General features: G+C 40.9%; 10 protein-coding genes. 3 read left to right on the forward strand and 7 right to left on the reverse strand.

Annotation, left to right across the window (positions count from 1 at the left end; translation table 11 throughout):
• Positions 1–70 precede the first annotated feature (70 nt).
• The 5 genes from hcp to AC0L4E_RS16000 all read right to left on the reverse strand — a co-directional run bounded on the left by hcp (position 71) and on the right by AC0L4E_RS16000 (position 6,731).
• Positions 71–1,729, reverse strand: a complete 1,659-nt coding sequence (gene hcp / locus AC0L4E_RS15980) for a hydroxylamine reductase (protein WP_473680078.1) — start codon at positions 1,727–1,729, stop codon at positions 71–73.
• Between the two features lie 314 nt (positions 1,730–2,043).
• A complete protein-coding gene (locus AC0L4E_RS15985; protein WP_473680080.1) occupies positions 2,044–3,696 on the reverse strand; it encodes an FG-GAP repeat domain-containing protein in 1,653 nt (550 codons plus the stop codon).
• A gap of 208 nt (positions 3,697–3,904) precedes the next feature.
• Positions 3,905–4,696 carry an EcsC family protein gene (locus AC0L4E_RS15990; RefSeq protein WP_473680082.1) on the reverse strand — a complete coding sequence of 264 codons (792 nt, stop codon included), beginning with the start codon at positions 4,694–4,696 and terminating at the stop codon, positions 3,905–3,907.
• A gap of 64 nt (positions 4,697–4,760) precedes the next feature.
• Positions 4,761–5,252 (reverse strand): peptidylprolyl isomerase, encoded by a 492-nt coding sequence (locus tag AC0L4E_RS15995; protein ID WP_473680084.1) that lies wholly within the window; start codon positions 5,250–5,252, stop codon positions 4,761–4,763.
• A gap of 132 nt (positions 5,253–5,384) precedes the next feature.
• Complete coding sequence (locus AC0L4E_RS16000; RefSeq protein ID WP_473680086.1) at positions 5,385–6,731, reverse strand: M20 metallopeptidase family protein; 1,347 nt, start codon at positions 6,729–6,731, stop codon at positions 5,385–5,387.
• 152 nt (positions 6,732–6,883) lie between these two features.
• Between AC0L4E_RS16000 and AC0L4E_RS16005 the strand changes: the two genes are divergently transcribed.
• Both AC0L4E_RS16005 and AC0L4E_RS16010 read left to right on the forward strand, forming a co-directional pair.
• Positions 6,884–7,330, forward strand: a complete 447-nt coding sequence (locus tag AC0L4E_RS16005; RefSeq protein ID WP_473681704.1) for a cold shock domain-containing protein — start codon at positions 6,884–6,886, stop codon at positions 7,328–7,330.
• Between the two features lie 75 nt (positions 7,331–7,405).
• A complete protein-coding gene (locus AC0L4E_RS16010) occupies positions 7,406–7,936 on the forward strand; it encodes a GNAT family N-acetyltransferase (RefSeq protein ID WP_473680088.1) in 531 nt (176 codons plus the stop codon).
• A 114-nt stretch (positions 7,937–8,050) separates the two neighbouring features.
• Here the strand turns inward: AC0L4E_RS16010 and AC0L4E_RS16015 are convergent, their stop codons facing one another.
• On the reverse strand, positions 8,051–8,863 hold the full coding sequence (locus AC0L4E_RS16015) for a hypothetical protein (protein ID WP_473680090.1): 813 nt from the start codon (positions 8,861–8,863) through the stop codon (positions 8,051–8,053).
• 405 nt (positions 8,864–9,268) lie between these two features.
• Between AC0L4E_RS16015 and AC0L4E_RS16020 the strand changes: the two genes are divergently transcribed.
• A complete protein-coding gene (locus AC0L4E_RS16020) occupies positions 9,269–11,098 on the forward strand; it encodes a mechanosensitive ion channel family protein (protein ID WP_473680092.1) in 1,830 nt (609 codons plus the stop codon).
• A gap of 88 nt (positions 11,099–11,186) precedes the next feature.
• Here AC0L4E_RS16020 and AC0L4E_RS16025 read toward each other — a convergent pair whose 3' ends face one another.
• Positions 11,187–11,447: a DUF5062 family protein gene (locus AC0L4E_RS16025; RefSeq protein WP_299568956.1), complete on the reverse strand. Its 261-nt coding sequence runs from the start codon at positions 11,445–11,447 to the stop codon at positions 11,187–11,189.
• Positions 11,448–11,555: the final 108 nt, after the last annotated feature.

The following is an 11,555-nucleotide window of genomic DNA, read 5'->3' on the forward strand; positions in this document are numbered from 1 at the left end:
TAACTGAAGATGTAAACTAAGAAATAATCGGTGATATAAGCTGATAGCCTATATCACCGTATACAGCAGATTAAGCGGCCTTAATCATCGCTTGAAGATCTGATGCAACATCAGTGGTGTTACGTAAACCAAATTGATCCTCTAACACTTTTGCCAAGTTTTCCGTTAAGAAAGCAGGCGGTGTAGGACCTGTGCGGATGTTTTTAACACCAAGTGATAGTAACGTCAGTAATACCACAATCGCTTTTTGCTCAAACCAAGATAAAACAAGGCTTAATGGTAGTTCGTTGATGTCACACTCAAAGATATCTTTCAGTGCTAATGCTAACTGAATAGCAGAGTAAGCATCGTTACACTGACCCACATCTAACAAGCGTGGAATCCCATTAATGTCGCCAAACTCAAGTTTGTTGAATTTGTACTTACCACAACCAAGCGTCAGGATAATGGTGTCGTCAGGCACTGATTTAGCAAGGTCTGTAAAGTAACTACGCTCCGATTTGTCACCGTCACAACCACCGATTAAGAAGAAATGCTTAATTGAACCATTTTTCACATTTTCAACCACTGTAGGTGCAGCTTCCATTAGAGCATTACGAGCAAAACCAATAGTGATCTTGTGAGGGATTTCATCATAAGTGAATCCTTCAAGCTCTAATGCTTTATCAATCACTTCGCTGAAGTCTTCACCTTCAACGTGCGTCACACCAGGCCAACCAACGATGCTACGAGTGAAAATTCGGTCTGAATACTCGCCCACGTTAGGGTCGATAATACAGTTAGATGTCATCACAACAGCGCCTGGGAAAGTACCGAATTCACGCTGCTGGTTTTGCCATGCACTACCGTAGTTGCCCACAAGATGCGGATATTTTTTAAATTCTGGATAAGCTAAAGCAGGTAACATTTCGCCGTGAGTAAACACGTTAATGCCCTTGCCTTCAGTTTGTTGCAAGATAAGCTCAAGATCTTTCATGTCATGACCAGACACTAAAATCGCTTTACCTTTAACAGACTTAGTATTGACTTCAGTCGGTTCTGGATGACCGAATGCACTGGTTTCACCTTCATCAAGCATCGCCATAACGCGATAGTTAAGTTGACCAATTTCCATTGCGGTGCCAAATAATTTGTCGCCATCAACTGAATCTTCACCAAGGAATGACATGATTTGGTGGAACTCACCAGCAACGTCAGCATCTGTTTGCTCTAATACGCGCGCATGCTCCATATAAGCTGCTGCGCCTTTAAGGCCGTATAAACAAAGTAAACGAAGACCAAGAATATCTTCATGCACATCACCACGGTTAGGTAGTGCTAATGGTGCTTGATCTAACATTTCAGGTTTTGAAGCAGCAAGGTTTAGTGAACCTTGTGCAATAACAGCTTCAGGCTCTACGCCTTTGTCGGCACACGCTTGCTCGTAAGCCGCTTTTAATTCGTTACGGTAGTCTTGCGCCTGATAGGCGTAATCCATTAAACGTTCATCATCAAAGTTCACGTTAGTTAACGTGGCAAAGAATGCTTTAGGAACAAAGGTATCAATTTCAGCATTGATAATATTAAATTCACGCGCTTTTACAGCATATGCCGATACGCCTTGTAGCATATAGATAAGCAGATCTTGAAGGTCCGACGTTGATGCTAGCTTGCCGCACATACCTTGTGAATAACTACAACCATTGCCTGCTGGGGTTCGAACTGTTTGCTCACATTGAATACAGAACATTGCCTTTCTCCTGATGATGACTTTAATCATGCATTTAATTTACATGTTTAAGATTAGTTTACGCTCATCATTCAAAATCAAAACCGATTTTTACGATCTTTATCTATTTATTTGAGGTTGATCACCTTCAGCAATATCTAATATATTAAGTTTTTTTGATAAATCGACGCTTATTCATATGCTTAAATAATAACCTTTCATTACTTAGGGTAATTGGTCGTTTTTTGAATAGGCAATAAAAAAGCCAGCATCAATGCTGGCTTAACTAATGCTGGCCTTACTAATGCTAATAGAGGTATTAGCTTTTTTGTTTATCAATTGGCGATTAACACGCTAAAACGTCGTTGTAAGTTTTCAGGGTCTTGCCTGCCAAATTTAAGTAATAAGTCATCTTTACCGTCAGCATTAATGTCAGTCGCTGACAACATTGCCCCTTCAACTGGAATCGTCACTGGCCATTCTTCAGCGCGTTTTCGAAATGGCACTTGCCCAGCTTGTCCGTAATAAATATCCAGCTCTTCATTATCATCGGATAACAATAGCTCTTTAAAACCGTCACCATTAATATCGGCTAGGGCAACCACTGGCTGACCACTTTGGCCAGAGGTTAAACTAAAGCTTAATTCAACTTCCTTGCTGACATTGGCTTTGTCAGCAAATACACTGGCATCATTCATCTTAAAAATATGCACGTCTTGATCAATACTGCCTGAAAGCAATGCACTGACGATTTGTGTCAGCCCGATATCAAAGCCTGCCACAATGACCTCATCCACATCGTCACTGTCAAGATCTTCAAAACGTAAACCTGTTAAGGTGCCATCGGCTTTAATGATGGTGTTTGCCTCGCGTGGAAAACTTAACTGGCCATTTTCATTGCTGCCAAGGTAAATCTCGTAGTCATTGACCCTGTCTAACACACCTGAACTCTTGGTATAGCGCACAACCAGATCGCTAATACCGTCGCCGTTTACATCACCGATACGCTCAACTTTACGATAGAGTAAATCACTTTGATCTAAATTCTCGCCATAAGCATCACGCTTGTTCCACCAGTCAACACCACTTATCGGTTGGCTAACAGAAATATACTCCGCAATTGATGAGAACTGACCATTGTCTTGCTGATGATAAACCTCTAACGAACCCTCACCGACCTTAATAATATCGTCTCGACCATCAAAGTTCATATCACTATGGTATAGCTTGGCATGGCTGTATTCTGCGCCGTTGTTTTTAAGCTCAACTATCGGAAGTAACGGTAGTGATTGTTTAATAAACTCACCATCTGCAGTGCCTAGCAGGACTTGAGTGTCTCTAAAGTCACTCATCATAATATCGGCAATATCGTCATTATTAATGTCGAAAACAAAATTACCACGGGAGATAAAATCTGCTTGAGTCGTTACCGCAATCGACTTTATGTCAGCCACTTTTTCCAATGACGTCTTTAAAGAAGCGTTAGTAGAAGATGAATGAGTTGCAGCTGAGCTCATTCCTTCATGCTGTGTTTCAACAAGCGTATCGTCTTTAGTATCGACTCCGCTGTATCGTAGTAATGAGTCGGCAGTGACAAAGTATAATTGTTGCAGCAATTCGTCAGAACCGCTCGAGGCACTATCACTACGCTTACTCGACTCCAGCTCATTAATATCAAAGCTGTAAATATCTTTCGTTAGTAATACTTTATCTAACATCACTAACTTATTTTCACTAAAGCCATAAATAGCCAACCAGCGTTGATGATTATCATCAACACCTAATGCAATCAGTTCATTACCGCTATTGGCTAATATGTTGGCGCTCACTACAGCTTGGGTCAGCTCAAAATCAGCATCGATATGATAAGTGGTAAATTGAGGGGTAAATTGCACTTCTGCGGCTATAGCACTGTGGTTTGCAACCAAGAATAAGCTGCTGCAGCCAAGTAATAACTTATTTAAATTCACTCGATTAAAAACATTCATCCTGAAAGCATATCCTTAGAATTTTGCATTTATATAATTATTTGCTTAATTATTAAGATAACGAGGAACGATGAAAGTTCATACAATTTAATTGTTACGAGTTAATTATGGACTTGAGAAAGGAGTGAGTTCAAAGCTGTTGGTTATTACAGAGGTTAATGCTACTGGTTATTACAGAAGTTAATGCTGAAATTGTCTCTAAAGGGCTTTAACCTTCAATCAGTAAACTGTCATAAGCTAATCTCACTTGCTCCTCACCATACGAACGTTCAAGGCGGCGAACAATAAAATGGCCTCTCGCCATGTCTTGGAAATGATCGATAAATAAGGTGTTGATAATCGCGCCACCAGCAGCGCCAATTGCTGGTACAGCCTGCGCCGCCATTTTTTGAGTAACCTGTACGCCAAAGCGTTCAGCTATAACAGTGATAAACTTAACCATCACAGGTCCAGCTTCTTTACTAAACCCTTTGGCTGCAATGTATTCAGCGGTTTCAGCAATAGAGTTTGCCAAAACAGTGCGAACGGCAAAGTAGCCCTTTTCCGCTTGATCATCCGATGATGATTCACCACCTAAAGCAAAGACTTCAAGACACGCCATTTTAGTTTCAATGTCATTGAGTTGCTCACCTTCACTTCGAGCAACATCGGCAATTGAACGTAGCATGATGGTGGTTGAAATAGGCAATTCAATGGCTAAAGCTGATAAGCCAAAAAATCCACCAACTCCGCCACTTACCGCTACGCCAAGCTTATGCCAACGGTCAGATGACTCCTCACCAGGCGCTTCTTTCATGGTAAATAAAGCGGCATCTGATGCTTTCATCAATGCCGCTTGAGTCACTTTGCCAATTCCGCCACTGACACTTTTAGGCAGTAACGAAAAACCTTTCTCGATTGGCGTACCAATAAAGTCTGTTATTTTTGCTGCTAATCCAGGGTTTTCAAGTAATGTCTTAGCTTGGGTCAGTTGCAAAATATCCGATTCTGAAAGGCTCACATATACTCCCTAGTGGCTTAGCTCGCGTTAATTAAACTCTTAATCACTTATTGGCTTTAGGGCCTTAAGAAATAGTCACTTTTTCAATCACAATGGCATCTTTCGGTACATCGTCATGACCTGCAATCGTTGCTGTTTTCACTTTCTCAATTGCTTTTACCACTTCAATACCCGCCACTACTTTTCCAAATACCGCATAACCCCAACCATTATTAGTCGTTGCAGTATGATCTAAAAAGGTATTGTCACCGACGTTAATAAAAAACTGCCCAGTAGCTGAGTGCGGTGCATCGGTTCTCGCCATCGCAATAGTGCCTAATACATTACTTAAACCACGGTTCGCTTCATTAACGATCGGATCGCGAGTCGGCTTTTCTTTCATTTTGGCAGTAAAGCCACCACCTTGGATCATAAAACCTTTAATAACACGGTGGAAAATTGTGTGCTCATAAAAACCCTCTTCGCAGTACTGCAAAAAGTTCTTTGAACTGACTGGCGCTTTTTCCATATCAAGTTCAATGCAAATGTCGCCAACATTGGTGGTAAAAGTGATCATAATTTAAATACCTGAGTTTTAATGCTTAATGAACGGCTTAAGCTATTACAGAGCCAGCAGTCCAATTTAATGCGCCATTATACCTGTTCAGTCCGTCTAAAGTGACGCATCGATAGTAATAAATCACAATGACTATTGATTAAATAAGTCCATTGCAGTGCGGGTCATTGATCTTACCCCTGTTCTGATGGTTAATGGGTAATCAGGCGCAAATTGACTTGAGTGTAATGAAGGCAGAGCATCCCCTGAATCAAGACTTGCTTGGTACTTCTTCGGCTCTACAGCCCCTAACCAGAATAAAGTAATCGGTACATTTTGCTCTGTACGGCCATATAATCCAAAATCTTCCCCTGCCATCACTGGCGGCGCAATCACTACGTTATCTTTTCCTATTTCCGCTTCAATACTGGCTTGAACTTTAGCAGCCAATTGTGGCTCATTGTAAGTTGAAGGAATGGTTTCATCTTCATGCACATACACGACTGGCATTAGCGAATCAGGTAATCCAGCGCTTATCGCAATCCCTTTGGTAATACGTTTAATCGCTTCAATCTGCTGTAGCCTTACCTCAGGATTATATGAACGTAACGTAAGCTGTAACTTCACTTCATTAGAAATAATATTGTGCTTAGAGCCACCATGAATAGAACCAACCGTGACAACATTAGGCTCAAGGGGGGACACTTCACGACTTGGGATCGTTTGCAGTGCCAAAACGGTTCTTGCTGCGATCACTACAGGATCGATCGTAAGATGAGGATAAGCGCCATGCCCGCCTTTGCCTTTAATGGTAATATCCACCGAATCCACATTTGCTAAGGCATAACCACTGACTACGCCCACTTTACCCGCAGGAATACCAGCACTCACATGTAAGCCGATGACATTATCAGGGGTTGGGAACTTGCTAAATAGCCCTTGTTTCAACATTGCTTTGGCGCCGCCACCGACTTCTTCAGCAGGTTGCGCTACCATCATTAAAGTGCCTTTCCAATCTGATTTATGGTTAATTAATTGCTCGGCTGCGCCAATAAAGCTGGTCATGTGAATGTCATGTCCGCAGCCATGCATAATGCCCACAGTATTGTTATGTTCATCAACTGTAGTGACTTTTGAGGCGTAAGATTTACCAGTTTGTTCAATAATCGGTAGTCCGTCGATATCAGCTCGGATCATCACAACTGGGCCAGCACCATTTTTGTAAATTCCAACAACACCATAACCACCAAAATTGTCAGTTACATCGAAACCTAGTTGAGTTAATTCTTTTGCCATTCGCGCACTGGTATTTTTCTCTTGATAAGACAACTCTGGAAATTGGTGTAAGTGAGTATAAAGCGCTTCAAGTTTGGGCATAGACTTCATCACTGAAGCATCAAAATTTTCAGCATAAACTGAAGTGTTGCTTATTGCTGCAGCTAAAGCCAGTGTTAGTGATAATGATGCGGGTATAGCAGCAAAGCGTGCTGGTAATTTCATGTTATCTTCCTTGTGAACAGCTAAATATCTAAGCCGCTGATAAAAACCATTTATTATGTTCTGTTAATAACCTAGCATAGGGCAGTCAAATTTATAATGTGTTTTAAAACACCTAACAACATTAAGAAATAATAAGAGGAAAAATATAAGTGATGATGGAAACAGGTCGATTAGTTCGCTGGAACAGCAGTAAAGGATTCGGGTTTATTGAGCCTTCCGCCGGTGGCAAAGACGTGTTTATTCATATATCAACCCTTAAACATATGGCTAGAAAGCCCATTACTGGCGATCAAATTGAATATGTTGTAGAACAGCAAACTGACGGCAAAGTAAAAGCTATCAATGCGAATATTGTAGGCGTGGATATTAAAGTTCAGTCAGAAAAAACCAACCGAGCTAATGACAAGCAAAAATCATCCCAACAAAGAACCGCTAAAAAGAAAGGCCCGATAAAAATGCACAAGGCAACCACGGCTTCAGGCACCATGAGTCGGATTATTATCATTTTAATTGTCATCGCAATCGGCCGTTTTGCTTATCAGGCTTATTACGACATAAGTAATGCGGCAGGATCTAGCACTGAAGTTGGCCGCTTGTAACCTTTAGAAATGTAAATATTAAAACTGTAATCATTAGAACAGAAAAACGCTCGCCAATTTAATCAAGGAAGAATAATGAAAGTCATCACCGAAACAGAGCGCCTGATTATTCGTGAATTTGATCATCGCGATGCAAAAGCTGTGCTTGAGTTTAATTCAGAAGAGGTCAACCGCTACACAGGCGATGCTGGCTCATGCAATAACATTAACGATGCTGAAGATATTATCCAAGAGATATGGTTAGCGGAATATAAAAAGTTCGGTTTTGCTCGCTGGGCTGTGGAACTAAAAGTCACTAACCAAGTGATTGGGTTTTGTGGCTTTAAAAATGACTCTAGAATAAATGCTGTCGATATCGGCTACCGTTTACATCAAGATTTTTGGGGAAAGGGTTATGCCACAGAAGCAAACCTTGCCTGCATTGAGTATGCTAAAAAGCATATGGATTTAGACATTGTTTATGGCGAAGTGGTCAACCTCAATTTGGGTTCTATCAAGATTATTGAAAAGCTCGGCATGAGTTTTATTAGAGAGTATCAGGATGAAGGGTTTACACTTTTACGCTACGCCATTTCATTAAAAGGTAATGCTTTGCCAAGTGCGTAATAGTTAATTGGAAGCAAAGCGTATTCACCCATCTAATAAAAATAGACGTGTAGCTCATAAAGCCACACGCCTATTATTACTCAATAACTTTTCTCACTAACTTTTCTCACTAACTTAAAAATAAGCCGCCCAACCAATTAAAAAGCCCTGCGAGGCAGTATCATAAGCAAAATTGTCTTCATTATCGTAATCAACCCAAGTGGATTTATAAGCGATATTTAAATCAGACCAATTGTTAATTTGATATCTTCCACCAGCTTGAATAGCGGTAGTAAAATCAGTATCACTGCCCATCCCCGCATCAGCACTAATATAAAACAACCAATCTTGATTAACCGGTTTTATCCAGCGCACACCAATGACAAAATCAATCCAATCATCTTCAAAATTAATATCACTGAAAATGGCATCATTATCCTTGCGGTAAAGTTGCATATCGATGTCATTATCCCACCATCGAACCCCAGCCATGTAATCTAAGGTGCTGTCGCCATAGTCATAACGCTTAAATCCTTTCGCCTCTAATACGCCTTGGCGAATATCAATATCGCCGGTTAACACCAAATTATTAGTGTTATCAAGAATGTTGCCAGACTGACCATTAAGCTTCATAAAACTATAGTCGAGGTAATATCCCCATTGGTTATCATAGATACTCTCAAAGCGAACCATGGCAGTCATCTCAAGGGTATCTAAAATAAATGCAGGGTCGACATTAACTTCAAGGTTTTGATCGTTAAGCGTTGTATCGCCACGAATATTGAGCGCCATCGCATACAGTTCAAAACTATTGTTCCACTGGCTCGTTTCATCTTTTGCTGTAACCAGGTTAGGCATAACAAGGGAGGTAATGATTATCCCTCCCCCTACTACACACATATAAGCTGATTTGGCATGCTTTAAACGATTTACACTCTTACTGAACATACAACCTCCTTGTTGATCCATAAGTGTTATTGAGCCGCATAAGTTAGCCTTAAATAAGCCAAACACATCTGTATAAAATATTTTCATTAAAAACAGTGTAGGACACTCAACAAACTTAACCAGCCATCTTGATGATTTTTAATCACTATCTTCCAATCATCATGCCTTTAATGGAGCAATTAATAATCTAACCAATCCTAATAAATAAGCGTTCAGTTTAAGGTTTACTCGTCATTACGGAGCAAAAATACAAATACGATTTTTATAACAAGAAAAATAATCACTCCATGATGTAAACCATTTAAACTAACTTTGTGAAATTTATGATAAATCGCGCTAGCAGTCTGCTGCTAAAACACATATATTTGATAGTGTTTTAGGACTTCTTTTAGGGACAAATTCATTATGCAGCACTCTTGGCGTTGGCTATTCTCGTTTATATTACTCATTACCCTCCACTGTGCGTCTTTTGCAGCTATTGCCGCTGATGATATTAACGTTAAAAAACTCGCCGAAGCAGAAAAGCGCAGTGAAGCTATTGCTGAAGCCCAAGGCGGACTCTTACTTGCCCGCGATGGTGAAACGCCCCTATCAGCATTAATTGCCATTGGCCAAGCCATAGAAGAAAGTGACTGGCAAGCTGCCGCTGAATTTGTTGATTTACGTTACCTACCTAAAGGCATTAACGCTGAAGATGGCCCTGAATTACTCCGTAAACTGGTCATTTTATGGAACAAACAAAACATCATCGACTTGTCGCAAATAAGCGATCAACCAACAGGTCATATCAACGATAAACTGCCAAGTTACCGCGATCTTCTCGGAGTATTAGAAACCAGCACAGGTCCAGTACCAGTTTACATGCAGCATGTTCCAGATGGTAAAGGCGGAAAAATTTGGAAAATATCTAACGCCACCGTCGCCAAAATTCCTGAACTCTGGGACGAATACGGTTACAGTCCTGAAATTGAAGCCCTTGCAAACTTCTTACCTGAATTTAAAGCCTTTCACATGGAAAATTGGCAACTGCTGATTTTCAGTTTAAGTATTCTGTTCGGTTGGATTGGTACCGGCCTTATTAGTATTGCCGCCATGAGCATTGCCAAACACTTCGAAGCTAAAATCGCTGGTATAACCCGCTTTTGTGGTCGCAGTTTCCGCTGGTTTTTATACTTATCCATGCTGCAATACGTCGCTCTTGCGCTCGGTTTGTCTGTCCGTGCTCGTGTATGGTTTGATAACAGCACCTTACTTTACCTTGCTAATACGATTTTAATACTCGGCTTAGTTGAGTTGTATTCGGCTTACAAATCTAAGCAGTTACATGATCAAGACAAAAGCTACAGTGTTGCGCTTTTAAGGCCTATGGTCGCCATTCTTAAAATGGTCATCGTGGTGATCATTGCATTAATGTGGTTTGAAAGTTCTGGCTACAACATGGCGACGATTCTGACAGGCTTAGGGGTTGGCAGTTTGGCCATTGCATTAGCCGCGCAAAAGCCATTAGAAAACGTCTTTGGTGCATTAACCCTATATGCAGCCAGACCGATTAAACCCGGTGACTTTTGCCGCTTTGGCACAACCTTAGGTGTCGTTGAAGAAATAGGCTTGCGATCAACTCGTATTCGTAAACTCGATCGCACCGTAGTGCATATCCCTAACTCGGTCTTTTCCTCTCAAGAATTAGAGAACTTCTCGGTAATCGATCGTCGCCGCTATAAACATGATTTACGTATTAGCCTAGACACCAGTAAAGAACAACTACAAATGCTACTAATGGAACTGCGTAAACTACTGCTATCGCACCCAAGAGTATTAGAGATCGCCCAGCGAGCTCGCTTTTTGGCCATTGAGCGTGATGCGTTTGTTGTTAACGTGAATGCCTATATTGATACCGGTGATATCAACGAATATTTTGGCATTGCAGAAGACTTAAACTTCCACTTACTCAATATTATGAAGCAGCTGGATATTCACATTGCTCCAGTCGGCCAAAGTGTTGTGCTGCAAAATGCCACGCCCCCTGATATGGAAGTGCAGCAAAGAGCGCAGCAAACCATACGCCAGCTTATTGATGAAGAAGAACTACCGTTCCCGAATTACAGTGAAGATACCCGCGAAACCTTTAAAGACAGCGTATCGTACCCACCCATTGGCAGCGTAACTAAACCAAAGGATGTGCTTAAATCACCTGAAGAGCTCGTAATGGAGACAGAAGCAGAAGTGAAGTCATAAGCTAAGCTTACGCAAAGTCCAAAAGAGCACACTGAATAACTAAAAAGGCCAAGCAATGCTTGGCCTTTTTATATTCTGTCGATAGCAATCAATTCAATAACGCATGCTCAGGTGGTAACTGTTTTGAAATCCACAGCACTAACTTATGTTTACGGTTTGGACCATCATCTTTATCTTCCGCTAATCCTTGGATCAGGCCGTCTTGTACCAGTAAACGATAAATACATTCCACTTTATCCTTTGGAGAAATACCTTCGCCAAAATTCTTAAAACCTCTTTTTCTTGCATAAGCTTCACCAATTTCCATGGCCAGTTTTAGCAACTTTGTATCATTTTTTCCTGGTTTCATTCTGAGCTCCAACGGGGTTCAATGTTTTCAAATTACGCTAATTGATTTAAAACTCAATGGCTTTTCCTTCAGGCTTGAGAACTATTTCACTTATTTAGGGCCTGTTGA

The sequence above is a fragment of the Shewanella sp. GJ50-10 genome (assembly GCF_055808815.1).

Coding starts and splice junctions, on each gene's coding strand:
- AC0L4E_RS16000 (WP_473680086.1), bottom strand. CDS start 6,731: ATGAAATTACCAGCACGCTTTGCTGCTATACCCGCATCATTATCACTA.
- AC0L4E_RS15995 (WP_473680084.1), bottom strand. CDS start 5,252: ATGATCACTTTTACCACCAATGTTGGCGACATTTGCATTGAACTTGAT.
- AC0L4E_RS16015 (WP_473680090.1), bottom strand. CDS start 8,863: ATGTTCAGTAAGAGTGTAAATCGTTTAAAGCATGCCAAATCAGCTTAT.
- AC0L4E_RS16010 (WP_473680088.1), top strand. CDS start 7,406: ATGAAAGTCATCACCGAAACAGAGCGCCTGATTATTCGTGAATTTGAT.
- AC0L4E_RS16020 (WP_473680092.1), top strand. CDS start 9,269: ATGCAGCACTCTTGGCGTTGGCTATTCTCGTTTATATTACTCATTACC.
- hcp (WP_473680078.1), bottom strand. CDS start 1,729: ATGTTCTGTATTCAATGTGAGCAAACAGTTCGAACCCCAGCAGGCAAT.
- AC0L4E_RS16025 (WP_299568956.1), bottom strand. CDS start 11,447: ATGAAACCAGGAAAAAATGATACAAAGTTGCTAAAACTGGCCATGGAA.
- AC0L4E_RS16005 (WP_473681704.1), top strand. CDS start 6,884: ATGATGGAAACAGGTCGATTAGTTCGCTGGAACAGCAGTAAAGGATTC.
- AC0L4E_RS15985 (WP_473680080.1), bottom strand. CDS start 3,696: ATGAATGTTTTTAATCGAGTGAATTTAAATAAGTTATTACTTGGCTGC.